The sequence below is a fragment of the Mycobacterium sp. EPa45 genome (assembly GCF_001021385.1).
GTDB lineage: Bacteria > Actinomycetota > Actinomycetes > Mycobacteriales > Mycobacteriaceae > Mycobacterium.
The window spans coordinates 4,197,647-4,222,919 of sequence record NZ_CP011773.1; the positions used below are offsets into that span (position 1 = coordinate 4,197,647).

Here is a 25,273-nt window from a genome sequence, read left to right on the forward strand (position 1 = left end):
CCGATTGGATCGTGTCAATAGGCCATTGAAAATTCCGGGCGTCGCGACACCGTGTCGTGCTGCGGGCCAATCACCTCCCGACAGCTTCCCGAGCAGGGTAGTAATTAACGCCATGATCGACATCACGCTGCTCGGCACCGGAAGTCCGATGATCGACCCGAACCGGGCCGGACCGTCGACTTTGGTCAAAGCCGGGGACTCGGTGTTCCTGGTGGACTGCGGTCGCGGCGTGCTGATGCGCGCGGCGGCGGCGGGCGTCGGCGCGGCCAACATCACCGCGCTACTGCTCACCCATCTGCACAGCGACCACATCACCGATCTGTCTGATGTCATCACCACCCGCTGGGTGACGACGTTCGTGCGGACACCGCTGCCTATCATCGGCCCGCCCGGCACCAAGGCCGTGGTTGACGCGACGCTGGCGGCGTTGGCACCTGACATCTCCTACCGCATCCACCATCACGCCGACATCACCGAACCACCCGCGATTGAGGTACACGAATACACCGACGGCCAGGTGTGGGACGACGGCGGCGTGCAGATCACCGCGGCGCCCACCGACCACCGCCCTGTCGAACCGACGCTCGGCTTCCGCGTCGAACACGGCGGCGCCTCGGTGGTACTGGCCGGCGACACGGTGCCCTGCGCCGGCCTGGACGAGCTTGCCAAGGGAGCAAATGCCTTGGTGCACACCGTGATCCGTGCGGACCTGGTGCAACAGATGCCGGTTCAGCGGATCCGGGACATCCTCGACTACCACTCGTCGGTCGAGCAGGCCGCTGCCACAGCCGCGCGCGCCGGGGTCGGCACACTGGTGCTCACGCACTACGTACCGCCGCTGGTGCCCGGGCAGGAGGATCAGTGGCGCGCCCAGGCGGCGACCGAGTTCAGCGGCCCGGTCGAGATCGGCAACGACCTGCTCCACGTGCCGGTCGGGAACTAAGCCAGGCCATCGCCCGACCTATGGGCGATGACGACGACGGAAACCCCCACCCGCCGCGGTGATGCGGCTGTCCTGCGCCGGATCTGGCGGCTGCATTTCTGGGTCGGGCTGTTCGCCGCCCCAGTGCTGGTGGTGCTGGCCTGCAGCGGTCTGGTGATCCTCTACAGCCAGCCCTTGGACGCCCTGCTCAACCGGCATCTCCTCGTGGTCGAACAGGGCCCGCAGACCGTGCCGCTCGACACGCAGGTGGCCACCGCCAGGCAGCATGTCGGTGCGGGCGATTCCCTGGAGGCCGTCACCCCGCCGGACGGCCCGCACTCCTCGACCCGGGTGGACTTCTCCGCCGCCGACACCGAGGGTTACCCGCAGGCCGAAGCCAACGTCATCCAGGTATTCGTCGATCCCTACACCGGCGCCTATCTGGGGCAGCGCGATCAACTCTCCGGCTTGGTCGGCTGGGCGAATCAGCTGCACCGGATGTTCGGCAACGACGGGCCGCACATTCAGCTGCCGTCGTTGGGACACCTGATCGACCCGTCCGCGTATCCGCAATCCAGCATCCCGGTCGGCGTCGGCAACCTCTGGATGGAGATGACCGCGACCTGGATCCTGGTCCTCCTGGCCAGCGGGATCTATCTGTGGTGGCCGCGCGCCATCGAAGCAGGAAAACCGCTGTTGACAGTGCGGTGGCGCGAAGGCGGCCGAATCCGTTGGCGCGACGTGCATGCCCTGACCGGCGTGGTGATCGCGGTCATCTTGATCTGCTACATCCTGTCGGGGATGACGTGGACGCGGTATTGGGGCGAGAACTGGCGCGCGGTGACCGCAACGCTGACCCCATCGACCGCAATCGACGCTCCCTCAACGCCGGCGAAGCTCGGCGACTACGACCGGCTGGGCCGTCGTATCGCCTGGGCTAGCACCGACGACCCCATCTACGCCTCGCAACCCACCGAGGGCGCGGCCCGGCTGTCCTACAACGACATTGACCGGATCGCCAAGGACGAGCACATGGTGCCCGGTTATGCGATCTTCCCGCCGTCGGATTCGACCCGGGACGGCACCACGACGTACGGCAGCTACACGGTGGTCAACCGCTGGCCGCAGCGGGTGTCCGAACAGCGCACGCTGTATCTGAACCAGTTCACCGGCACCACCATCACCACCGCGACCGCCGCCCAGGACGGGGCGCTGTCGAAGTTGACGAGTTTCGGGATCGCCTTGCACATGGGCAACCAAATGGGTTGGCTCACCCGCATTTCCGCCACCATCGCCTGCCTCGGGGTCCTGCTCAGTGTGGCGACCGGATTGCTGATGTGGTGGAAGCGGCGCCCGGCAGGGCGCAGTGGGCTGCCCGGCCCGACCGGTGATACCACCCGGGCGAACACACCGAAGAAGGCGATGCTCGTGGTGACCGCCGCGGCGGTCGTTCTCGGAATCCTCTTCCCGGCCTTCGGTATATCGCTACTCGTCGTGCTCGTGGTCGAGGGGATCATCTCCGCCCGTCGGCCGCCGCCCGATCAGGCCAGCCTGGTGACCTCGACCACCACGTCGAGATCGGTGGAGCCCTCGCCGGAGTAGATCCCCTTCAGCGGGGTGACATCGGCATAGTCCCGGCCGACACCGACACTGATGTACTGCTCGTTGATCTCTTTGTCGTTGGTCGGGTCGTAGTTCCACCAGCCGCCGGTCCACGCCTGGATCCAGGCGTGACTCTGCCCGTCGATGGTGTCACCGATCACGGCATTGCGCTTGGGGTGTAGATAGCCCGAGACGTACCGAGCCGGAATTCCCATGCCCCGCAACAAGATCAGTGTCAGATGGGCGTAGTCCTGGCAGACACCCTTACCTTCGCGCAGCGCGTCGAGACCAGACGAGTGCACGCCGGTGGTTCCGGGAACGTAATTCAGTTCGCTGTGCGCCCACCGGGCGGCGGCGATCACGGCCTGCTGCGGATCGTGCTCTTTGATGATGCGCTTGCCGACGCGCTGGATCCGCCTGCTCACCGGCGTGTAGTGCGTGGGTCCGAGCACCTCGTCGAAGCGGTCCCGTACCGCCTCGGAAGCCAGTTCCTCCCACGAGACGTCCTCGGTCGGGGCTTCCGGTTTGTCGGTCTCGACTACCGAGGATGCGGTCACCTCCAGCTCGGTGTGCGGCGCGTGCAGGTCGAAAGCCGTTACGGCCGTGCCCCAGTAGTCGACGTAGCGGTAGGACCGGGTGGCCGGGATGGTCTCCACGCGGTTGAGGATGACGTTCTGCCGGGAGTCCGAGCGCGGTGTCAGCCGAGCTTCGTTATAGGAGGCGGTGACCGGCGACTTGTAGGCGTACCCCGTGGCATGCACGACCCGCATCCGCCACATCAGATCTCTCCTTCCTCGATGACCAGCTCGCCGTTCTGCCCGGCGTCGGACCAGGCGACCCACGGCGCGGAGTGGAAGTACTGCAGTGCCACCGCTTCTCCGACGTCGCGACAGGTTTCCTGCAGGCCGGCGAGGCGCTCCTCCAGCGACTCGAGCAGTACACCGGGCCGGATGAATTCCAGCTCGCTGCGGGCACGCCCGAGCAGCCGCTGCGCCTCGGCGGTCGACCCGAGCCGGTTGTGCGGTCGGTGCATGAGTTCGTCGAGGCTGTGTTCGGCCAGTCTGAGCGAGTAGTAGATCGATCGCGGAAAAAGCCGGTCCAGCAACATGAATTCGACGACCCGGCTGGCGTCGAGCACGCCCCGGTAGGTGCGCAGGTAGGTGTCGTGGGCGCCGGCCGAACGCAACACCGTCACCCAGGCCGGCGAGGAGGCACTGTCCCCGACCCGGGACAGCAGCAGTCGCACCGTCATGTCGACCCGTTCAACGGCGCGGCCCAGAACCAGGAACCGGTAGCCGTCATCGCGCGACAGTGTGGAGTCGGCCAGGCCGGCGAACATCGCCGCCCGACCTTCGATGAAGCTGAAGAACTCGTGCGGGCCCAGCCGGCGAGCCGCGCGCTCGCGTTCGGCCAGCGCGTTGTAGGTCGTGTTCAGGCACTCCCACATGTCACTGGACGTGACTTCCCGTGCGGAGCGGGCGTTTTCGCGTGCCGCCGAGATCGCGTCGACGATCGAGCAACCACCTGTCAGTCCGCGGTCGAACGCCACCAGATCGGTCAACGACCACAGGTCGAGTTGATGCTCGGGCGGCTCGATACCCAGCACCTGCAACAGGATTCGGGACGTCTGATCCGGGTCGACGCTGGAGTCCTCGAGCAGCTGGTGGACCGTCACGTCGAGAATGCGGGCGGTGTCGTCGGCGCGCTCGACGTAGCGTCCGATCCAGTAGAGCGCCTCGGCGTTGCGGGCCAACATCAGCGCATCACCGCCTGCTGCTGTTGCTGGCTCTGCTGCTGCTGACCCTGCTGCTGACTGGACGTCTGGTCGGCGGCCTTCTCGGCGGGCGCCGCCTTGGCCGGTTTGGGAAGCTTGCGCACCACCTCGGCGTCGCCGAGTTCGCGGGCCGCGCCCGACGTTCGAGAGGCCAGCACCCAGGTGTCCTTGGAACCGCCGCCCTGGCTGGAGTTGACCACCAGCGATCCCTCGGTGAGCGCGACGCGGGTCAGTCCGCCGGGCAGCACCCAGACGTCCTCGCCGTCGTTGACCGCGAACGGTCGCAGGTCGACGTGGCGGGGAGCAAGGGCGTCACCGACTTTCGTGGGCACCGTCGACAGCTGCACAACTGGCTGGGCGATCCAGCCGCGGGGGTCGGCGATGACCTTTCTGCGGATGGTGGCCAGCTCCTTCTCGGAAGCGTCCGGCCCGAATACGATCCCGTAGCCGCCGGAGCCCTCGACCGGCTTGATCACCAGCTCGTCGATCCGGTCGAGCACCTCTTCGCGCTCGTCGTCGAGCCAACAGCGCATCGTGTCCACGTTGGCCAGCAGCGGCTTCTCGCCGAGGTAGTACTCGATGATCGTCGGCACGTAGGTGTAGACCAGCTTGTCGTCACCGACGCCGTTACCGACCGCGCTGGAGATCACGACGTTGCCGGCCCGGGCGGCATTGAGCAGGCCTGCCACGCCGAGCACTGAGTCGGGGCGGAACTGCATGGGGTCGAGGAAATCGTCGTCGATCCGGCGATAGATGACGTCGACCTGGCGCTCCCCCTCGGTGGTGCGCATGTAGACGACGTTGTCGCGGCAGAACAGGTCGCGGCCCTCGACGAGCTCCACACCCATCTGGCGGGCCAGCAGAGAATGCTCGAAGTAGGCGGAGTTGAACGGGCCCGGGGTGAGGACCACGACCGTCGGGTCGGCCTCATTGGTCGCTGCGGCGTTGCGCAGTGCCCGCAGCAGATGAGAGGAATAGTCGCCGACCGCGCGCACGCGGTGGGTGGCGAACAGGTTCGGGAAGACCCGCGCCATGGTGCGCCGGTTCTCCATGACGTAGGAGACCCCCGACGGGGACCGCAGGTTGTCCTCGAGCACGCGGAACGTGCCCTGGGCGTCACGGACCAAGTCGATGCCGGCGACGTGGATGCGCACCCCGTTCGGTGGGTTGATCCCGGCCGCCTGCCGGTGGAAGTGCTCGCAGGACGTCACAAGGCGGCGTGGGATCACCCCGTCGCGCAGGATCTCCTGGTCGCCGTAGATGTCGTCGAGGTACATCTCCAGTGCCTTGACTCGCTGGGTGATGCCGCGTTCGAGCCGCGACCACTCGGCGGCGGAGATGACCCGCGGAACCAGATCGAGCGGGAAAGGCCGCTCCTGACCGGACAGCGAGAACGTGATGCCCTGGTCGATGAACGCCCGGCCCAGCGCCTCGGCCCTGGCCTCGAGTTCGTCGGCGTCGGACGGCGACAGTTCAGCAAAGATTCCCTTGTACGGCCCGCGGACGTTGCCCTGGCTGTCGAACATCTCGTCGAAGGCCTTGGCATAGGAGCCCAGCTTGTTGTAGCCGCCGAAGATATGGTCGTGGCGCCGCGGTTGTCGCGAACCGTTGCGCGACGACCGGCTGGTTTCCGAAGGCAGGGTACGAAGACTCACGGGTCACACTCTGCCTGACCTTCGACATTTCGGCAGGCCAGTGACCTTCGTTTTGGGCGTTCAGGACGCTGGCTGGTACCCTGAACAGTCGCTGCCCGAGGGCCCTACGGCCCCGGCGAGACCGAGACCCCCAAGCTTGAAGACGAGGAACTAACGCGTGGCCAACATCAAGTCGCAGGAAAAGCGCATCCGCACCAACGAGCGGCGCCGGGTGCGCAACAAGTCGGTGAAGAGTGCGCTGCACACGGCGATCCGCGGGTTCCGTACCGCTGCTGCCGAGGGCGACAAGGACAAGGCCGCCGAGCTGCTCGTGGTGACCAGCCGCAAACTGGACAAGGCCGCCAGCAAGGGCGTCATTCACAAGAACCAGGCGGCCAACAAGAAGTCCGCGCTGGCTCAGGCCTTCAACAAGATCTGATTCAGTCCCGGCCGCTTCCGGCGGCCAACTGCGCGACCTTGCGCACCGCATCTTCCAGCACGTAATCGGCGTCCGCCGCTGCCCCCTTGACGTCGGCGTTCAACGCCGCAACCAGCCGCATCGCCGTCGCCACCTTGTCGCGTGACCAGCGCCGCGACTGCTTCTGCGCCTTCTGGATCTTCCACGGCGGCATCCCCAGCTCAGATGCCAACCGGTACGGGTCACCGGAGACCGGGCCCACCCGCGCGATGGTGTGAACCGCCTCGGCGAGCGCGTCGGCCAGCACGACGTGTGGAACACCGCGCAGCATCGCCCACCGCAGTGCCTCGGCCGAACCGGCGACATCCCCGACCACGGCCTTGTCGGCGATGTCGAAGCCGGAGACCTCCGCCTTACCGCTGTGATAGCGCCGCACGGCAACTGCGTCGACATGCCCGCCGGTGTCAGCCACCAGCTGTGAGCATGCCGATGCGAGTTCCCGGATGTCGGAGCCGACGGCATCGAGCAGCACGCTGACCGTGTTGTCGTCGACCTTGACCTTCTGTCGGCGGAACTCAGCGCGCACGAAGTCGGCGCGCTCGGCGGCCTTGGTTATCTTGGCGCACGGGTGGACCTGGGCGCCGAGCTTCTTCAGCTGATCGGCCAGCGCCTTGGCGCGACCGCCACCGGAGTGCGCGACCGCCAGCACGGTGCCGGGCGGCAGATCGGCGGCCGCCGTGGCGATCAGGTCGACCGCCTCCTTGCCCGCCTCGGCCGCGGACTCGAGCACCACCACCCGCTCGTCGGCGAACAGCGACGGACTGAGCAGTTCGGCCAGCTCGTTGACCGACACGTCGCCGGCGCGCAGCCGGTCCACCGGAACGTCGACGCTGCCCGCCGCGTCACGGGCCTGCCGCAGCACCTCGGAGACAGCACGGTCGACCAGCAGCTCCTCATCACCCAGGATCAGATGCAGGCCGTCCACTGTCGCGCTCACCGAACGATCGTTTCATGACCGGCCGACACCGGCTGACACCGACCTTGACCCCGCGCCACAGCACCACCGCGGCCAGCGTCGCTGCCGCCACTGATGCCACCCCGCCGACTCCGGACGGCACGGTCAGTGCGGCACCGGGCACGTCCGCGGCGGTGGATGCGACGCGCAGCAGCCACCACAGCTCCGGACCGGTGAACCGGATCAGCAGCCCGGCCGCGGATGGCAGCACCCAGCACAGCGCGGCTGCCGCGGTGCCCAAAACGGTAATCGGCGCAATGACTACGGCGACAGCCAGGTTGGCGAGCACACCGATCACGCTGAACTTGCCTGATATCGCGGCGACCAACGGCGCGGTGACCAGCTGGGCGGCCAGTGCGATACAGAACGCCTCGGCCAGCGGCTTGGGCCAGCCATGGGCGATCAGCCGGGCCGACCACCCGGGTGCCAGCACGATGAGTGCGGCGGTCGCGGAGACTGACAGCGCGAAACCGGCGTCGACCGCCAATTGCGGTGCCACGATCAGCAATCCGAGCACGGTGGCCGCCAGCACCGGAACCGCCTGACGCCTGCGGGCGCTCACGATGGCCACCAGCGCGATGGCCCCCATGACCGCGGCGCGCAGCACACTGGCCGTCGGCTGCACGACGATGACGAACGCCACCAGCGCGACGGTGGCCAAGCCCACGGCGACGCGCGGTCCGACCAACCCCGCCGACAGCAGCACCGCGCCGCAGACGATCGTGACGTTGGCGCCCGACACCGCAGTGAGATGGGTCAGCCCAGCAGCTTTGAATTCGTTTGTGGTGCCGGCTGATACGGCCGACGTGTCACCCAGCACCAGCCCCGGCAGGACCGCGGCCTGATCGGGCGGCAGCACGTCGCGAGCCACCCGCGCGAAGCGGGTGCGCACCGACCTGGCCGCGCGCTGCAGGGGCGACGCCCGCCCAAGGGTGGGTTCGCCGGATGCGTTGAGAACGGCCACCGTCAAGTCGCGCCGAGTCGGCCTGCCGATGCGGGCCTTGAAGCGAACCGGCTGGCCGGCCATCAGCTCGCCGAAGCCCTGCGCCGAAGCGAAGACCACCACGCGGCCGGACATCTCGGCGCCGTCCAGCTGCGAGAGGGTGCCGCGCAACATCAGCCGTCCGTTGCCCAGGGGCCGCGGGTCCTCCGCCGGTGTCACCGTCACGCGCGCCACCGCGCCGAACCGCTCTCCGATGGGATGCTCACGGACCGCGTCACTGCGCATCGCGGCCGCCAGCGCGAAACCCGTACCGACGACGGCCGCCCCGATGACAGCGACGCTGGTCGCGCGCAGCGTCGGGTGACTCTCCCCGAGCCAGCGCACCAGCGCCGCCCAACCCAGCCCGACCACCGCGCACCCGACGGCCAGGAGGAACCCGACCGCCCACGTGATGCCAGCTGCCGTCACGGCCCAGGCGGTGAGCGTGGCGGGCACCAGCCGCAGATCCAGGCGGGCACCGGCATCGGTCAAATCCGCACCAGCGCCCGCAGCTTGTCGAGCCGGGCCGGCCCGATGCCGTCGACGTCTCCGAGCTGATCGACGCTGCTGAACTTTCCGTGCGCATCACGCCAGGCAACGATCGCGGCGGCTGTCACCGGTCCCACTCCGGGCAGCGCGTCGAGCTGCTCGACGGTGGCGGTGTTCAGATTCACCGGCTCGGCGGCCGGCCCCTTCCCGGGAGCCACCGACGGAGTGGGCGCGGTGGGTGGCCCGCCGCTGACCGAACTGCCCAGTGCGGTCGGTTGACCAGCCGGGGTACCGATGCCGACGACGATCTGTTCGCCGTCGGTGAGGTGACGGGCCATGTTGAGCCCGAGTGTGTCGGCGCCGTTGAGTGCACCCCCGGCGGCCGATACCGCGTCGGCGATACGGGCGTCGGGCGCCAGTGTCACCAGGCCGGGCTTGGTGACAAGTCCGACGACGCTGACGACCACCGGCTGATTGGGATCCGGCCCGGGTCGCGCCGCGGCCGAGGACACCATCTCCACCGGCGGCAGCTTGGCCGAGACGACGGGCGGCGGCTCGTCGCGCATCAGGGCGAACACCGTGATGAGCACGGCGACAACGGCGATCACCACCAGTGCGATGCCGCCGGAGCGGCCAGGGTCGGCACGGATGGCGGCCAGCCAGCTCCTGCCCTGATCGGTGCGTCCGTCGGGAATCCAACTGGGCACCGGGATCTCGTCGTCATCGTCGTCGTCGGGCTCGTCCGTGGCGTCGTGCGGGCGCAGGCGGCGGTGCAGATTGGCCAGCGGTAGCTCGGTTCGCATGTCGCGACCGTATGACTCGCCGGTCACCCGAATCCGCTGTGCGGGACGTCCGGTGGCGAACCTGTGGATGAATCCGGAACTGTGTACACAGCGTCTAGCCAGGGAGGACCGCCCATGACCGCCATCACCGACCGCCCCATCCGGGTCATCCAGTGGACCACCGGAAACATCGGCCGCCGGTCGCTGCACGCGATCATCAGCCGGCCAGACCTGGAACTGGTCGGGGTCTACGCGCACGGCGCCGACAAGCTCGGTGTCGACGCCGCCGAGCTGTCCGGCTGGCCCGAACCCACCGGCGTCGCTGCGACCAACGACATCGATGCGCTGCTGGCGGCGAAGCCGGACGCCTGCTGCTACAACCCGTTGTGGCCGAACGTCGACGAGTTGGTGCGGTTGTTGGAGGCCGGGGTCAACGTCTGCTCGTCGGCGGCCTGGATCACCGGCGGGAAGCAGACACCCGAGGATCGTGCCCGCATCGAAAAGGCCTGCGCACAGGGTAATTCGACAATTTTCGGCAGTGGGGCGCATCCCGGCATGACCAACATGGTCGGCATGGTGCTCTCCGGCGCCTGCGAACGCGTCGACGAAATCCGCATCACCGAGTCGGTGGACTGTTCGAGCTACGAGTCGGCAGGCACCCAGTCCGCGATGGGCTTCGGCTGCGACCCCGACACCGAGGGCTTGGCCGAGAGTGTGCGGGTGGAGAGCGAGGTGTTCGCCGAATCCGCGGCGATGATGGCCGACGCCATCGGCGCGAAGCTGGACCGGATGACGTTCGATGTCACGTTCACCACCGCCACCGGAGACAGCGACCTCGGGTTCATGACGATCCCAGAAGGCACCGTCGGCGGGGTGTACGGCTACCACCGAGGGTGGGTGGGGACGCGCAATGTGGTCAGCGTCGGCTTCAACTGGATCATGGGCAGCCACGTCGTGCCGCCCAAACCGCTCGAGCACGGCCATGTCATCCAGGTGTTCGGCGTGCCCAACATGCGCACGGTGCTGCACTGCCTGCCGCCGAAGAACTGGCCCGAGGAGGGCTTCATGGGTCTGGGCATGATCTACACCGCCATGCCGGTGACCAATGCTGTGCCGGCCGTCGTCGCCGCACGACCCGGCATTGTCACCCTGGCTGACCTGCCGCCGGTGACCGGGCGATTCAGCCCGTCCTAGACCGCGCGGGAATTAATCCGGACCACGGTCCGGTTAGTCCTTGGTGACGCGCCGCGCACAGGCACGGCGCACCTATCAAGGAGCATCCACCATGACCGCACCGGCGCAGACCACCGATCTCACTGGAACCTGGGCTATCGACCCCGTTCATTCGTCGATCAGCTTTTCGGTACGTCACCTCGTGGTCAGTAAGGTCCGCGGCACCTTCGGTGCGTTCAGCGGTGCGGTGACCGTCGCGGCCGACGGTACCCCGACGGTGTCCGCGGAGATCGATGTTGCCTCTGTGCACACCGGCAACGAGCAGCGCGATGCCCACCTCCGCGCGGCCGATTTCTTCGATGTCGAGAAGTACCCCACCGCCACATTCGTATCGACGTCGGTGACCTCCGACGGTGAGGGCTACCAGGTCGAGGGCGATTTCACGCTCAAGGGCGTGACACGCCGGATCAGCCTGCCTGTGGAATTCAACGGCGTGAACCCCGGCATGGGGCACGGCGCGGTGGCGGGATTCGAGGCGTCGGTGGTGTTGAATCGCAAGGACTTCGGCATCGATATCGACATGCCGCTGGAGACCGGCGGGGCGGTCGTCGGCGACAAGGTCACCATCACCCTGGAGATCGAAGCTCTCAAGCAGGCGTGAGGCGATCCGGCGGGGTGGGGTCGAGGGCGACCACGATTCCCACCGCGCCGGTGCCGACGTGCACGCCGAGCACCGGACCCAGGTCCGTGACGACCGCGGCCCCGCAGCCCGGTAGGGCTGCGGCCAGCGTCGCGGCCAGTTCGCCTGCGGCGCCGGGATTGTCGATGTGGTGGACCGCGAGCGCGGCACGCCTCTCCCCCACTACGTCGAGCACCTGCTCGATCATCGCCGCCTGCGCTTTGGATGCCGTGCGCACCCGCTGGGCGAGCACCAGCCGGCCCTGTTCATCGATGCGCAGCAGTGGCTTCAACGCGAGCGCGGTGCCCAGCCAGGAGGCGGCGGCGCCGATCCGGCCGCTGCGGCGCAGATTGTCCAGCCGCTGCACGACGATATAGGCCCGGATCCGGGACACCGCTGATTCCGCCTCGGCGACAACGGCTTCCAAGTCGGCACCGGCGCACGCGGTGCGCGCGGCGGCCAGCGCGACAAAACCGGTACCCATCGCCGTCGACTTCGAATCGACCACGCGCACGGCACCGCCGAACTCGCGCGCCGCGTATTCGGCGGCGCCCAGCGTGCTGGAGAGCGCACCGGAGATGTGCACGGCCACGACACCGTCACCGCGGCTGTCGCGCAGGGCTTCCCGATAGGCTTCGGCGAGTTCGCTCGGGGTGGCCCCTGCCGTCGTCACGTGCCCGCGCTGGTAGAGATCCGCGGGGATCGGGTCGACGCCGTCGCGCAGGTCGGAGCCGTCGACCAGAATGTGTAGCGGCACAACGCGGATATCGCAGGCCCGGACGTCATCGGTCCGCAGCCGCGCCGACGAATCGGTGACCACGACGACAGCCATCGATCAGTCTCGCAGGTTGCCGAGCGGGACGCCGGCTTCGGCGAGCGCTTTGAGCATCAGGTCGGCGACGCCGGAGTGCGCTTCGAAATTCCAGTGGATTCCGTCCGGATTGCCGCGCCCAGCCAGAACCTCTTCGGCCACTGCGGCTTTCAAGTCGACCACCGGAATGCTGTGCTGGGCCGCCCATTCATTGATCGCGGCGACCGTGCCTGGCCGCCCGCGATGGGACATGCCATAGGTGGGTGCGATGTGCACCGAGGGTACCGAGGCGACGATCGGAATCCCGGGACGGTTGAAGTCGATTGCACCACGGGTCATTTCGAGATACTCCACCGTCAGGTGAGGCGGCAACGCCGGCCGTGCGATCGGCGAGAATCTCGGTTGGGCCCAGCCATACCCGTCCCGAACCCAGCGGCGCAGCCAAGGCGGCCGCACGTATCGGATGAGCTCACGCAGCGCGGTGGGCAACGGCGAGGGCAGCGAGTCCATGCCACTGGTTGCGAAGATCACCGCACCGGCGCGCGGCAGTGCTGCCCACGCTCGCGGATCCTGGGTAGCTGCCCACCATACGTCGCGGCTGGTCCAGCCGATCCGACCGATCAGCTCGACATCCCAATCAAGTTGTCGGGCAACGATGTTGGGCCAGATCCGGGGGTCATCGGAGGGCAGGCCGCCCTGGGGTCCGTAGTAGGACAGGGAATCTGCGAAGATCAGCAGTGTCGGCCTAGAGGACATCGTTGGCCACCTGTGCCGAAGCGTTCCAGACGTCGAGGCGCCAGCGGATCTCCGCGAATGCGGCGTCGTCGGCGCCATGCCCCGACAGCTGCGCCCAGCTGGCATTTCCCATGCCGCCCAGCACCGGCCACGTGTCCACCGGCAGCCCGAGCAGGCCCGCGCAGAGCGCAGCGATCAGCCCGCCGTGCGCCACCAGCACCAACGGCCGATCGGGGGCCTCGACGCCCCAATCCTGCTCGGCGGCAACCAGTTCAGCGACCAGTGGCACGCTTCGGGCGGCGACGTCGACCCGACTTTCGCCGCCGTGCGGGGCCCAGGTTGCGTCGTCGCGCCAGGCCAGCCGCGCGCCCGGCGAGACGGCGTCCACCTCGTGGTGGGTGAGCCCCTGCCAGTCGCCGAGGTGGGTTTCCCGAAGCCGGGTGTCGACCTCGACCCGTAGACCCGTCCGCTCCCCCAGCGCCACCGCAGTGTCGTAGGCGCGGTGCAGATCTGAGGAAACGATGCGCAGCGGCTGGCGCTTGGCCAGCACCTCGGCGGCGGCCACGGCCTGCGCGCGGCCCAGATCCGTGAGCTCGCTGTCGAGCTGACCCTGCATGCGACTGCCGGCGTTGTACTCCGTCTGGCCGTGGCGCAGCATGACCAGCCTGCGCACCCTCACGGAGCGTCCTCGACCTGAACGTCATCCAGATTCACCGTCAGGAAGGGGCAGTCGCGCCACAGCCGGTCCAGGGCGTAGAAGTTGCGCTCCTCCTGATGCTGGATGTGCACCACGATGTCCACGTAGTCGAGCAGCACCCAGCGGCCTTCACGAGTGCCTTCCCGGCGCGCGGGCTTGTATCCGGCCAGCCGCATCTTCTCCTCGACCTCGTCGACGATCGCGTTGACCTGGCGCTCGTTGGACGCCGACGCGATCACGAAGCAGTCGGTGATCACCAGCTGGCCGGACACGTCGATGACGACGACGTCCTGTGCAAGCTTGGCGGCGGCGGCGCGCGCGGCCACTTCTGCCATCTGGACGGCTTCGTCGGACGCGGTCACGTGGTGGTCTCCTCGCTTGTGGTGACGGGCAGCCGGCCCGCCAGGCCCAGGTCGCGGTAGAGGCCGCGCTTGGATACGTACTGCACGACGCCGTCGGGCACCAGGTACCAGATCGGCCGGTTCTTGGCCGCGCGGACGCGGCAGTCGGTGGACGAGATGGCCAGAGCCGGCACCGAGACCAGGCTCAGCGCCTCTTCGGGCAACTGGTCGAATGCGGCGACTATGTGCTGGCCGTTGAGTTCGTAGCCGGGCCGGCTGACACCGACGAACTTGGCGAGCGCGAACAGCTCCTCCCAGTTCTGCCAGGACAGGATCGAGGCCAGCGCGTCGGCTCCGGTGATGAAGTACAGATCGGCGTCCGGGTTGAGGGCCCGCAGATCGCGCAGGGTGTCGCTGGTGTAGGTAGGTCCGCCGCGATCGATGTCGACGCGGCTGACCGAGAACCGCGGATTCGAGGCCGTCGCGATGACCGTCATCAGGTAGCGGTCCTCGGGCGGGGTCACCTCCCGCGATTTCTGCCACGGCTGGCCGGTGGGGACGAACACGACCTCGTCGAGATCGAAGAGATCGGCCACCTCGCTGGCCGCGACCAGGTGGCCGTTGTGGATGGGATCGAACGTCCCACCCATCACGCCGAGCCTGCGTCGAGCCGAGGAAACCACGATTGACCAGCTTACGGGAGGCGCTCAGCCGTTTCCCGGCGCTCGTAGCCCGTCGCGGAGTCTCTGCTCTGGCAAAGGCGTATGAGGGATATCACTCCGGTTCAGGTACCATTTTGGGCGAGTCGAGTTATGCCGATCAGGGGGCCATTGATGAAGAAGTTCGGTAGCCGACGTATGACTGCGCCTGTGACAACTGTGGCTGCTGTGGCCGCCGCTATTGCGGTGGGGCTGACGCCGACGGTGTCCTCGGCGCCGGTGCTGACCGCCGCGACCGTAGATTACCTGCGCGGTACCAACATCGGCTGGACCCCCACCGATCAGCAGTACCGCGACTTCATCTCGCGGGTGCTCGACGGCACCGGGCCGGACGCCGCGGCGCCCACCTCGTCCGGCAACATCGCCTACCCCGCCGGCTTCTGGCCATTTTCGAACCACTACATCTTCGATCCGACGTGGAATCAGTCCGTCGCCGCGGGCGTGCAGGCGGTCGAGGATCGCAATCCGTCGGGCGAGGTCCTTTTCGGGCTGTCGCAGGGCGCGGTCGTTCTCTCCCAATACAAGGCCGCACACCCGGAAGGAACGGGAAACACCTTCGTCCTCGTCGAGAACCCGAGCCGGCCCAACGGCGGGATCCTGGAGAGATTCGCCGGACTGTACATCCCGATTCTCGATATCAGCGTCAGCGGAGCCACCCCTGACAACGGCGATACGACGGTCGACGTGGCCCGCCAGTACGACGGTTGGGCCGACTTCCCGACCTATCCATTGAATGTGCTCGCGACGGTCAACGCGATCATGGGCATGGTCTACGTTCACGGGCCGACCCAGACCGAGCTCACCGCCGCCGATCTCGACGCCGCCAGGGCCGGCGGCAACATGTATTACCAGGAGCACGGCACCACGACGTACTACCTCGTCCGGACCCCGCTGGTGCCGTTGCTGATGCCGCTCAAGGGAATCGTGCCCGACCCGATCCTCGGCGCCATCGATCCGGTCTTGCGGACATTCATCGAAATGGGTTATGACCGAACCGATTACAGCCAGCCGACGAGGGCGAGGCTCTTCCCGGGAGTCAGCCTGCCCAGCTTCCCGAGCCTGCCCAGCCTCCCGAGCCTGCCCAGCCTGCCCGGCGCCACCGCCGCGCAGAAGGCCGTCACCCCGGCACCGGCGGTCAGCACCGCCACCGTCGCGGCGGCTGCTGAACCGCAGTCGGTGAGCACGCCGGAGGCCAGCAAGCCCGATGCGAGCACAGCGGCGGCCACCACGACGCCGAAGGCCGGCGCACCGAAGAAGAAGGCCACTGCCGGCGCGACGAAGAGCCCTGCGGCCCAGTCGGATTCCTCCAGCACTGACGCACCGAAGAAGTCGACCGGGGGAAGCGCGCGGCCGTCGGCGAAGAAGGCCGGCTAGACCGGCAGCAGCTGGTCGATCACCGCGGCAAGCTGTTTGGCCGAGCGGCACTCGTGCATGGTGATGACGTCTTCGTAACGCGGCACCGCCGAATCACCGCTGCCCCACAGGTGCCGCGGCTCAGGGTTGAGCCAGTGCGCGTGCCGGCTCGAGGTCACCATGTGCGCCAGGATGTCAACGGCCGGGTTGCGGTAGTTGGTGCGACCATCGCCGAGCACCAGCAACGAACTGCGCGGAGACAACACGTTGTGGAAGTTCTCGGTGAACGACACGAACGCATTGCCGTAGTCGGAATGCCCGTCGCGGGTGTACACCCCGGCTTCCCGGGTGATGCGCTGGATCGCGACCGCGAGATCGGCGTCCGGACCGAACAGGTGGGTCACCTCGTCGGTGGTGTCGATGAAGGCGAACACCCGCACGCGGGAGAACTGCTGACGTAGCGCATTGACCAGCAGCAGGGTGAAGTGGCTGAAGCCGGCGACGGATCCCGAGACATCGCACAGCACAACGAGTTCCGGTCGTGCCGGACGCGGCTTGCGTAGCACGACGTCGATCGGCACACCGCCGGTGGACATCGACTTGCGCAGCGTCTTGCGCAGATCGATGGACCCGGCGCGGGACCGGCGGCGGCGAGCCGCCAACCGGGTCGCCAACATCCGCGCCAGCGGGCCCACGACCTTGCGCATCTCGCGCAGCTGATCACCGGATGCCCGCAGGAACTCCACGTTTTCGGCCAGCTGCGGGATGCCGTACATCTGGACGTGGTCGCGGCCGAGTTGTTCGGCGGTGCGCCGTTTGGTCTCGCTCTCCACCATCCGGCGCAGCTGCGCGATCTTCTGCGCGGCAAGCGCTTTGGCGATCTGCTCCTGGGTCGGTGTCGGGTCGTCGTCGTGCGGAGCCAGCAGGCCGGCCAACAGCCGGCCTTCCAGTTCGTCGAGGCCCATCGCTTTGAGCGCCTGAAACGACGAGTACGACGGGCCGCGACTGGAGGTGTAGCGGCCGTAGGCCTCGACGATCTGCGCGATCATCGCGACCAGGCGCTCATCCATGTCGCCGATGTCGGGGTTGTCGGCCAGCAGGTCCAGCAGCATTTCCCGCATCGCCTCGATGTCCTCCGGCGGCAAGCCCTGCTGGGTCTCCTCGTCGGCGTCGTCGTCCTGCAGGACGGTCCGGCCGCCCAGCGCGGAGGGCCACCACAGGTCGAACAGCGCGTCATAGGTCTGCCGGTGGTCGGCGCGACGTAACACCGCACAGGCCAGCCCCTCGCGCAGCGCCTCGCGCTGCCCCAACCCCAGCACGGTCAGCACCCGGCCCGCGTCGACGGTCTCCGACGGTCCCACCGATATCCCTTGGGCGCGTAGCGCTTCGACGAAGCCGACCAGATGGCCGGGTAGCCCATGCGGGGCAAGCGGCTGAGGGGGGCGCACCCTGCGGACGGCCATCGATCTAGTTCAGCCGCAGTTCGCCGGTCGCGCGCTGCTGGTCGGACTGGTGTTTGAGCACCACTCCCAGCGTCGCGGCGATGGTGGCGTCGTCGATGGTGTCCAGGCCGAGGGCCAGGATGGTGCGGCCCCAGTCGATGGTCTCGGCGACCGACGGCACCTTCTTGAGCTGCATGCCGCGCAGCACCCCGATGATGCGGACCAGTTCGGCGGCCAGCGATTCGGGCAGCTCGGGCACCCGGGACAGCAGGATGCGGCGCTCGAGGTCGGGGTCCGGGAAGTCGATGTGCAGGAACAGGCAGCGACGCTTGAGCGCCTCGGACAGCTCGCGGGTGGCGTTGGAGGTCAGCACCACGAATGGGGTACGCGAGGCGGTGATGGTGCCCAATTCCGGGACGGTGACCGCGAAATCGCTGAGCACCTCGAGCAGTAGACCCTCGATCTCGATGTCGGCCTTATCGGTTTCGTCGATCAGCAGGACGGTCGGCTCGGTGCGCCGGATCGCGGTCAGCAGCGGGCGCGACAGCAGAAATTCCTCGCTGAAGATGTCGGACTTGGCCTGGTCCCAGTCATTCGACCCGGACTGCATCCGCAGAATCTGCTTGGCATGGTTCCACTCGTACAGCGCCCGGGCCTCGTCGACTCCCTCGTAGCACTGCAGGCGCACCAGGCCCGACCCGGTGGTCTGGGCGACGGCGCGGGCCAGCTCGGTCTTACCGACACCGGCCGGCCCCTCGACCAGCAACGGCTTGCCCAGCCGGTCGGCGAGGAACACCGCTGTGGCGGTGGCGGTATCGGGCAGGTAGCCGGTCTCGGCCAGCCGCTTGGCGACATCGTCGATGTCGGTGAACAGCGGCGCCGGGCGGGCCGGAGTTTCAGTCACGGATTCTCCTGTTGTTGCGTCAGGCAGGTCGGGTTTGGCCGTCTCCCCAGACGATCCACTTGGTTGACGTCAATTCGGGCAAACCCATCGGGCCGCGGGCATGCAGCTTCTGGGTGGAGATGCCGATCTCGGCTCCGAAGCCGAACTGCTCGCCGTCAGTGAACGCCGTCGAGGCATTGACCATCACCGCGGCGGCATCGACGCGTTCGGTGAAGCGTTGCGCCGCTTCAAGATCGGTGGTGACGATGGCCTCGGTGTGCCCGGTGCCGTAGGTGTTGATGTGCTCGATGGCGGCGTCGAGTCCGTCGACGGTGGCCACCGCGATGTCCATCGACAGGAATTCCGCCCGCAGGTCGTCGTCCGTCGGGTTGTCGTGGACCGTGACACCCGCCTGCTGCAGGGCGGCAACCAGCCGGGGCAGCGCGGCCGCCGCGAGCGACTGGTCCACCAGCAGGGTCTCGGCAGCGTTGCAGACACTGGGCCGACGGGTCTTGGCGTTGAGGATGATTCGCTCGGCGACGTCGAGGTCGGCGGCGGAGTGGACGTAGACGTGACAGTTGCCGACGCCGGTCTCGATCGTCGGCACCGTGGCGTCGCGCACCACGGCGTCGATCAGGCCGGCGCCCCCGCGCGGGATCACCACGTCGACCAAGCCGCGGGCCTGGATGAGGTGGGTGACGCTGGAGCGGTCGGCGCTGGGCAACAGTTGCACCGCGTCTTCAGGAAGGCCTTCGCCGGCCAGGGCGCCGCGCAGTGCGGTGACCAGCGCGGCGTTGGAGTTGGCGGCCGACGAGCTGCCGCGCAGCAGCACGGCGTTGCCGGATTTGAGGGTGAGACCGAACGCGTCGACGGTGACGTTGGGCCGGCCCTCGTAGACGATTCCGACCACGCCGAGCGGAACCCGCTGCTGGCGCAGTTTCAGCCCGTTGGGCAGGGTGCGGCCGCGCAGCACCTCACCGATCGGGTCGGGCAACCCGGCGACCTGGCGTAGGCCGGCGGCGATGCCGTCGATGCGCTGGGGGTTGAGCGCCAGGCGGTCCAGCATCGCTTCGGCCGTACCCGCGGCACGCGCGGCGTCGACGTCCGCGGCGTTGGCGGCCAGGATCTGGTGGGCGTGAGCGAGAACGGCGTCGGCGGCGGCGTGCAGGGCGCGGTCTTTGGCGGTGGTCGTCAGGGTTGCGAGGGTGCGCGAGGCGACCCGCGCCCGACGAGCGGCATCGTGGACCTGACCGCGCAAGCCCCGATCGAGGGACGGCGCTTCGACACTCATCCCCTCAGGGTATCGGTCTGCCTACCAACCGGCAGGTGGGGGCCGGTCTAGGCGGGCCCGGCGAGCGGGTCGTCGGGATGCCGGACGGCACCATTCGGGCCGCCGGCGGCCGCCGCGTACAGGGTCCGGGCATCGTCGGTGAGCGCGCGCTGGAACACCGAGAGGATCGGGGCGTGCAGTTTCGCCAGGATGTCGGTGATGACCCCGGAGTCCAGGCGGACGAATTCCTCGTTGCCGGACTCGTAGAAGCCGTCGAGGTCCAGGCCGAAGAACGGCCCGGGCTGGAAGGGCCGCCGGCGCAAATGCTGGGGCAGTGTCGCCGAGCCATTGGCGAACGCGCCATATTGCACATTGAGGCCGGCTCGCCCTCCGAGGTCGAACGCGGCGACCCCCTGGATGCCTCTGGACGGGACGTGGTCGGGGGCGATCGCCAGTGGGCTGAGCAGGCTGCCATCGATCCAGGTGGCCCATCCGCGTGCGTCGGTCGGTGGTTGGGGCACCCTGATCTCGTCGATGTAGCGCAGGCCGATGCGTTGCAGTCCGGAGGCCACCTGCGCCTCGACCAGGGCGTTGCATCCGGCGGCGATGGCGGTGCGGATCGCGTCGGGGCCGGTGTAGTCGGTCGTCTCGTAGCTGAGGGTGGTCGCGGTGAGGGTCAGCGATTCGGTGGCCTCCGCGTTGCGCAGCAGGATTCCCTGCCTGGGCTCAACCCGCGGTGGAAGGCCCGGCCCGGCGTTGGCCAGGTTCACGCCGGTCAGCGGTTCGTTGACCGGGAATCGTCCCTCGACGGCGATGGCCACGGCGTCGAGGGTCTCCTGCTGGCGCAGCCGTGGCGCATCGGTGAACCGGATTTCGGCGATCACGGCGACGACTGCTGCATTGCCGGCTGTCTCGGCGTTGGGGTACATGGGAACTCAACCTACCGATTGAAGATGCCTGACAGTTGACTGCCGGCGTTGGCCAGACCCGAATCGAGGGAGCCGGAGTTGAAGGCCCCGGAGTTTCCGCCGGTCCCGCTGTTGAAGAACCCGGATGACGGGTTGGCGGTGGAGTTGAAGTAGCCGGGCGTTTGATGGAAGTCGATCACCTCGAACTCGAAGGGACCCAATGTCCCGTTGCCCATGAGGTCGATAAGGCTTTGGAAGGCGAAGCTCAGGGCCGTCGGGTCGAGGATGGCGGTTTGGTCGATGGTCTCCGCAATGGTGCCGCTGTAGAGGTCGATTGCCCCGTACCAGCCGCCTACGTAGTAGCAACCGCCGCCGATGCCGGCACCGGCGCAACCGCCGGTGCGGTTCCAACTGGTGATGACGAACGGAATCGAGATGTCGAACTTGCTCAGGTTCAGCGCTTCGACGGTGCCGGTGATCGGGATGTCGATCGGAATGTGGACGGCGTAGTGGTAGTCGATCTCGGAGATCTTGATCGAGTAGGTGAAGCTGAGGAGCCCTTGATAATCGCCGCGCCAGAACATGCCGTTGCTGAAGTTGCCGCCGATGAAGGCACCGGTGTTGACGTTGCCGGAGTTGGCGAAACCGGTGTTCGAGTTGCCGGTGTTGGCAAACCCGGTGTTGGTGTCACCGGGGTTGAAGCCGCCCGTGTTGGTGTTGCCCACGTTCAGCATTCCGCTGTTGTTGTTGCCCGCATTTCCGTAGCCGGTGTTGGTGTGCCCGACGTTCAGCAGGCCTCGGTTGAGGTTGCCGGCGTTGCCGAAGCCCCAGTTGTTGTTGCCGGAGTTGAAGAACCCGACATTGCCATCACCAGAGTTGAAGAACCCGATGTTGTTGTTACCCGAGTTGAATAACCCGATGTTCCCGGTCCCGGTATTCCACCCACCGAACCCGACCTGATTCGTACCCGTCAGCCCGATCCCAATATTGCCGGTACCCGAGTTACCGAACCCGATGTTCCCCGACCCGATATTGCCGAACCCAAAGTTGAAGTCCCCCAGGTTCCCCCAACCAAAGTTCGAGCTACCCAGATTCCCGAACCCAACATTGGAACTACCGTTGTTACCCGAACCGATGTTGCCGCTACCCAGGTTGCCCGACCCGAGGTTCGAACTGCCCTCATTACCGGAGCCGAGGTTCCAGTCGCCGACATTGCCCCAGCCGACGTTCAGGCCGCCGATGTTGCCGAACCCGAGATTGAAGCGGGTACCGGTGGCGTCGCGGAACCAACCCGCCAATTGCGTTCCCACCGTGTCGATTCCAGAAACAAACCCTGGAGTCGCCAGATTGAGCGTGCTGGTGTTGAAGTACCCGGAAACCGTGTTCCCGAGATTAGAGAACCCCGACAACACCGCCCCGTAGTTGAACAACCCCGACACCCCGGAGCCCACCAACTGCGAGACCGCCACGTTCCACAACCCGGACGAATCCGGGCCGAAGTTGAAGAGGCCGGAACCGCCACCTGTACCGCTGTTGAAGATGCCCGATGTCGGGTTCGCCGTCGAGTTGAAGAACCCGGGTGCCGCGGGGAGATCCAGCAGTGAGATCACGATCGGGCCGATGCCACCCGTTGCGGTGATGGGGATGGTGGTGTTCGGTCCGCCGATCGTCAGGGTTGCAGCTTTGTTGTCGGTGAAGCCGACGCTGATCGGCCCGACGGCGACCGGACCAAAGGTGGCACTGAGTCCGACCTGGTCGATGACGCAGACAACGGTACATATTCCGAGGGACGCGCCAAGGACCGGTCCAGGTCCGACACTCACTGCAGGGATGACGATTTGGGGGATCTCAACCGGGGTGGCGGTGACCGTGATGGGGATGTTGATAGGGATGTTGACGTCGAGGTGGCCCGGGATCTCGGCGATCGTAATGGCGAGGGTGCCGCCGAATTGGCCTTGGTTCTCGCCGCGCCAGAAGATCCCGTTGCTGTAGTTGCCGCCGATGAACGCACCGGTGTTCACATTGCCGGAGTTGGCGAAACCGGTGTTGGAGTTACCGGTGTTGGCGAAACCGGTATTGAGATCACCAGGATTGAACCCACCAGTGTTGGTGTCACCAACATTGAACCCACCGGAGTTACTACTGCCAACATTGCCAAACCCGGTGTTGGTATGCCCGACGTTCGCGCCGCCGGTGTTGGTGTTACCGACATTGAGCCAACCGGTGTTCAGATTGCCGGCATTGCCAACCCCCAGTTGTTGTTGCCGGAGTTGAAGAACCCGACATTGCCATCACCAGAGTTGAAGAACCCGATGTTGTTGTTACCCGAGTTGAACAACCCGATGTTCCCGGTCCCGGTATTCCACCCACCGAACCCGACCTGATTCGTACCCGTCAGCCCGATCCCGATATTGCCGGTACCCGAGTTACCGAACCCGATGTTCCCCGACCCGATATTGCCGAACCCAAAGTTGAAGTCCCCCAGGTTCCCCCAACCAAAGTTCGAGCTACCCAGATTCCCAAACCCAACATTGGAACTACCGTTGTTACCCGAACCAACGTTGCCGCTACCCAGGTTCCCCGACCCGAGGTTCGAACTGCCCTCATTACCCGAACCGACATTCGCGCTACCCGCATTACCGAAGCCCAGGTTCCAATCCCCCACATTGCCCCAGCCGACGTTCAACCCGCCGATATTGCCGAACCCCAGATTGAAGCGGCTACCCGTCGCATCGCGGAACCAACCCGCCAATTGCGTTCCCACCGTGCCGATTCCAGAAACAAACCCCGGAGTCGCCAGATTCAGCGTGCTGGTGTTGAAGAACCCAGAAACCGTATTCCCAAGATTAGAGAACCCCGACAACACCGCCCCATAGTTGAACAACCCCGACACCCCGGAGCCCACCAACTGCGACATCGCCACATTCCACAACCCCGACGCCGCCCCCACGCCACCGTTCCAGAACCCCGACCCACCACCGGCACCAGTATTGAAAAAGCCCGACGTCGGACTCGTCGTCGAATTGAAGAAACCCGGACCCTTCGGAATATCGAACAACGAAATCACAATCGGACCAACGCCACCGGTGCCGGTGATGTGGATCGCCGTATTGGGGCCGCCGATTGTCGCGGTGATGAACGGATTCTGGCCGGTGATAACGATATTGGGGATGGTGATCGGCCCGACGCTAGCGGCCGTTGCCGGGTAGCCGACGAAGTTGATCTGCGCGCTGATCGTCGGGATGGTGATGCCCTGGACCGTGATGGTCCCGTCGCCCGGTCCGGTTCCCAAGGTGCCGGTGATCGGGATGTTGATGGGGGCGTTGATGTCGAGGGTGATGGGGATCTCGGGGATGGTCAGCCCGATGGGTGCCGCCGAATTGGCCTTGGTTCTCGCCGCGCCAGAAGATCCCGTTGCTGTAGTTGCCGCCGATGAACGCACCGGTGTTCACATTGCCGGAGTTGGCGAAACCGGTGTTGGAGTTACCGGTGTTGGCGAAACCGGTATTGAGATCACCAGGATTGAACCCACCAGTGTTGGTGTCACCAACATTGAACCCACCGGAGTTACTACTGCCAACATTGCCAAACCCGGTGTTGGTATGCCCGACGTTCGCGCCGCCGGTGTTGGTGTTACCGACATTGAGCCAACCGGTGTTCAGATTGCCGGCATTGCCAAACCCCAGTTGTTGTTGCCGGAGTTGAAGAACCCGACATTGCCATCACCAGAGTTGAAGAACCCGATGTTGTTGTTACCCGAGTTGAACAACCCGATGTTCCCGGTCCCGGTATTCCACCCACCGAACCCGACCTGATTCGTACCCGTCAGCCCGATCCCGATATTGCCGGTACCCGAGTTACCGAACCCGATGTTCCCCGACCCGATATTGCCGAACCCAAAGTTGAAGTCCCCCAGGTTCCCCCAACCAAAGTTCGAGCTACCCAGATTCCCAAACCCAACATTGGAACTACCGTTGTTACCCGAACCAACGTTGCCGCTACCCAGGTTCCCCGACCCGAGGTTCGAACTGCCCTCATTACCCGAACCGACATTCGCGCTACCCGCATTACCGAAGCCCAGGTTCCAATCCCCCACATTGCCCCAGCCGACGTTCAACCCGCCGATATTGCCGAACCCCAGATTGAAGCGGCTACCCGTCGCATCGCGGAACCAACCCGCCAATTGCGTTCCCACCGTGCCGATTCCAGAAACAAACCCCGGAGTCGCCAGATTCAGCGTGCTGGTGTTGAAGAACCCAGAAACCGTATTCCCAAGATTAGAGAACCCCGACAACACCGCCCCATAGTTGAACAACCCCGACACCCCGGAGCCCACCAACTGCGACATCGCCACATTCCACAACCCCGACGCCGCCCCCACGCCACCGTTCCAGAACCCCGACCCACCACCGGCACCAGTATTGAAAAAGCCCGATGTCGGACTCGTCGTCGAATTGAAGAAACCCGGACCCTTCGGAATATCGAACAACGAAATCACAATCGGACCAACGCCACCGGTCGCGCCGACGTGGATATTGGTGCCCGGACCGCCGACGAGCGCGCTGATCTGTGGCAGCGTGATTGTCGTGGTCGGAATGCTGATGTTGCTGACTGGATACGTGACGTCGGCGCCGAAGTTGAATG

21 protein-coding genes and 3 pseudogenes are annotated in these 25,273 nt (G+C 66.5%); 6 read left to right on the plus strand and 18 right to left on the minus strand.

Annotated elements, in window-relative coordinates; genetic code table 11:
* Window positions 1-112 precede the first annotated feature (112 nt).
* Window positions 113-943, plus strand: a complete 831-nt coding sequence (locus tag AB431_RS20090; protein WP_047331414.1) for a ribonuclease Z — start codon at window positions 113-115, stop codon at window positions 941-943.
* 27 nt (window positions 944-970) lie between these two features.
* Entirely contained in the window at window positions 971-2,524 is a 1,554-nt protein-coding gene (locus AB431_RS20095; RefSeq protein ID WP_047331415.1) for a PepSY domain-containing protein, read from the plus strand.
* Here AB431_RS20095 and AB431_RS20100 read toward each other — a convergent pair.
* Genes AB431_RS20100 through AB431_RS20110 form a run of 3 tightly spaced genes read right to left on the minus strand, consistent with a single transcriptional unit; the run spans window position 2,464 to window position 5,938 of the window.
* A complete protein-coding gene (locus AB431_RS20100; protein ID WP_047331416.1) occupies window positions 2,464-3,303 on the minus strand; it encodes a transglutaminase family protein in 840 nt (279 codons plus the stop codon). The two genes, AB431_RS20095 and AB431_RS20100, sit on opposite strands and share 61 nt — an antisense overlap.
* On the minus strand, window positions 3,303-4,280 hold the full coding sequence (locus tag AB431_RS20105; protein WP_047331417.1) for an alpha-E domain-containing protein: 978 nt from the start codon (window positions 4,278-4,280) through the stop codon (window positions 3,303-3,305). The genes AB431_RS20100 and AB431_RS20105 overlap by 1 nt, the downstream gene beginning before the upstream one ends.
* On the minus strand, window positions 4,280-5,938 hold the full coding sequence (locus AB431_RS20110) for a circularly permuted type 2 ATP-grasp protein (protein ID WP_047333624.1): 1,659 nt from the start codon (window positions 5,936-5,938) through the stop codon (window positions 4,280-4,282). Before AB431_RS20110 ends, AB431_RS20105 begins: the two co-directional genes overlap by 1 nt.
* A 172-nt stretch (window positions 5,939-6,110) precedes the next feature.
* On the opposite strand from AB431_RS20110, the gene rpsT reads away from it, so the two are divergent.
* Window positions 6,111-6,371 carry a 30S ribosomal protein S20 gene (gene rpsT / locus AB431_RS20115; protein WP_047331418.1) on the plus strand — a complete coding sequence of 87 codons (261 nt, stop codon included), beginning with the start codon at window positions 6,111-6,113 and terminating at the stop codon, window positions 6,369-6,371.
* A 1-nt stretch (window position 6,372) separates the two neighbouring features.
* Here the strand turns inward: rpsT and holA are convergent, their stop codons facing one another.
* The 3 genes from holA to AB431_RS20130 are packed head-to-tail and all read right to left on the minus strand — an operon-like array spanning window position 6,373 to window position 9,639.
* Complete coding sequence (holA, locus tag AB431_RS20120; protein WP_162489456.1) at window positions 6,373-7,326, minus strand: DNA polymerase III subunit delta; 954 nt, start codon at window positions 7,324-7,326, stop codon at window positions 6,373-6,375.
* The gene (locus tag AB431_RS20125) at window positions 7,307-8,812 is read right to left on the minus strand and encodes a ComEC/Rec2 family competence protein (RefSeq protein ID WP_047333625.1); all 1,506 of its coding nucleotides are present in this window, start codon (window positions 8,810-8,812) and stop codon (window positions 7,307-7,309) included. The genes holA and AB431_RS20125 overlap by 20 nt, the downstream gene beginning before the upstream one ends.
* A gap of 23 nt (window positions 8,813-8,835) precedes the next feature.
* Complete coding sequence (locus AB431_RS20130) at window positions 8,836-9,639, minus strand: ComEA family DNA-binding protein (RefSeq protein WP_047333626.1); 804 nt, start codon at window positions 9,637-9,639, stop codon at window positions 8,836-8,838.
* A gap of 114 nt (window positions 9,640-9,753) precedes the next feature.
* On the opposite strand from AB431_RS20130, the gene AB431_RS20135 reads away from it, so the two are divergent.
* A complete protein-coding gene (locus AB431_RS20135; RefSeq protein ID WP_047331420.1) occupies window positions 9,754-10,812 on the plus strand; it encodes a dihydrodipicolinate reductase in 1,059 nt (352 codons plus the stop codon).
* Window positions 10,813-10,903: 91 nt separating this feature from the next.
* Complete coding sequence (locus AB431_RS20140) at window positions 10,904-11,452, plus strand: YceI family protein (RefSeq protein ID WP_047331421.1); 549 nt, start codon at window positions 10,904-10,906, stop codon at window positions 11,450-11,452.
* Here AB431_RS20140 and AB431_RS20145 read toward each other — a convergent pair.
* From AB431_RS20145 to nadD, 5 genes are read right to left on the minus strand one after another with little or no spacing between them, the layout of a single operon-like run.
* Window positions 11,439-12,302: a DegV family protein gene (locus AB431_RS20145; protein ID WP_047331422.1), complete on the minus strand. Its 864-nt coding sequence runs from the start codon at window positions 12,300-12,302 to the stop codon at window positions 11,439-11,441. The two genes, AB431_RS20140 and AB431_RS20145, sit on opposite strands and share 14 nt — an antisense overlap.
* A gap of 3 nt (window positions 12,303-12,305) precedes the next feature.
* A complete protein-coding gene (gene octT / locus AB431_RS20150; RefSeq protein WP_047331423.1) occupies window positions 12,306-13,037 on the minus strand; it encodes a diglucosylglycerate octanoyltransferase in 732 nt (243 codons plus the stop codon).
* The gene (gene gpgP, locus AB431_RS20155) at window positions 13,027-13,695 is read right to left on the minus strand and encodes a glucosyl-3-phosphoglycerate phosphatase (RefSeq protein WP_047331424.1); all 669 of its coding nucleotides are present in this window, start codon (window positions 13,693-13,695) and stop codon (window positions 13,027-13,029) included. Before gpgP ends, octT begins: the two co-directional genes overlap by 11 nt.
* Complete coding sequence (gene rsfS / locus AB431_RS20160) at window positions 13,692-14,075, minus strand: ribosome silencing factor (RefSeq protein WP_047331425.1); 384 nt, start codon at window positions 14,073-14,075, stop codon at window positions 13,692-13,694. The genes gpgP and rsfS overlap by 4 nt, the downstream gene beginning before the upstream one ends.
* Complete coding sequence (gene nadD / locus AB431_RS20165; protein ID WP_255353502.1) at window positions 14,072-14,737, minus strand: nicotinate-nucleotide adenylyltransferase; 666 nt, start codon at window positions 14,735-14,737, stop codon at window positions 14,072-14,074. The genes rsfS and nadD overlap by 4 nt, the downstream gene beginning before the upstream one ends.
* A gap of 204 nt (window positions 14,738-14,941) precedes the next feature.
* On the opposite strand from nadD, the gene AB431_RS20170 reads away from it, so the two are divergent.
* A complete protein-coding gene (locus AB431_RS20170; RefSeq protein WP_158423549.1) occupies window positions 14,942-16,147 on the plus strand; it encodes a PE-PPE domain-containing protein in 1,206 nt (401 codons plus the stop codon).
* Here the strand turns inward: AB431_RS20170 and AB431_RS20175 are convergent.
* From AB431_RS20175 to AB431_RS31610, 7 genes and pseudogenes are all read right to left on the minus strand, one after another.
* Window positions 16,144-17,589, minus strand: a complete 1,446-nt coding sequence (locus AB431_RS20175; RefSeq protein ID WP_047331428.1) for a VWA domain-containing protein — start codon at window positions 17,587-17,589, stop codon at window positions 16,144-16,146. The genes AB431_RS20170 and AB431_RS20175 overlap by 4 nt on opposite strands.
* Before the next feature lie 4 nt (window positions 17,590-17,593).
* Window positions 17,594-18,472 carry a MoxR family ATPase gene (locus AB431_RS20180; protein ID WP_047331429.1) on the minus strand — a complete coding sequence of 293 codons (879 nt, stop codon included), beginning with the start codon at window positions 18,470-18,472 and terminating at the stop codon, window positions 17,594-17,596.
* Between the two features lie 19 nt (window positions 18,473-18,491).
* The gene (locus AB431_RS20185; RefSeq protein ID WP_047331430.1) at window positions 18,492-19,742 is read right to left on the minus strand and encodes a glutamate-5-semialdehyde dehydrogenase; all 1,251 of its coding nucleotides are present in this window, start codon (window positions 19,740-19,742) and stop codon (window positions 18,492-18,494) included.
* A gap of 47 nt (window positions 19,743-19,789) precedes the next feature.
* Window positions 19,790-20,650 carry a TIGR04255 family protein gene (locus AB431_RS29615; RefSeq protein ID WP_052960342.1) on the minus strand — a complete coding sequence of 287 codons (861 nt, stop codon included), beginning with the start codon at window positions 20,648-20,650 and terminating at the stop codon, window positions 19,790-19,792.
* Window positions 20,651-20,688: 38 nt separating this feature from the next.
* Window positions 20,689-22,650: pseudogene (locus AB431_RS20195) on the minus strand (beta strand repeat-containing protein); the annotation flags it as partial.
* Window positions 22,651-22,677: 27 nt separating this feature from the next.
* Window positions 22,678-22,884: pseudogene (locus tag AB431_RS31605) on the minus strand (hypothetical protein); the annotation flags it as partial.
* Window positions 22,885-22,919: 35 nt separating this feature from the next.
* Window positions 22,920-25,085 (minus strand): annotated as a pseudogene (locus AB431_RS31610) (beta strand repeat-containing protein); the annotation flags it as partial.
* Between the last annotated feature and the right edge of the window lie 188 nt (window positions 25,086-25,273).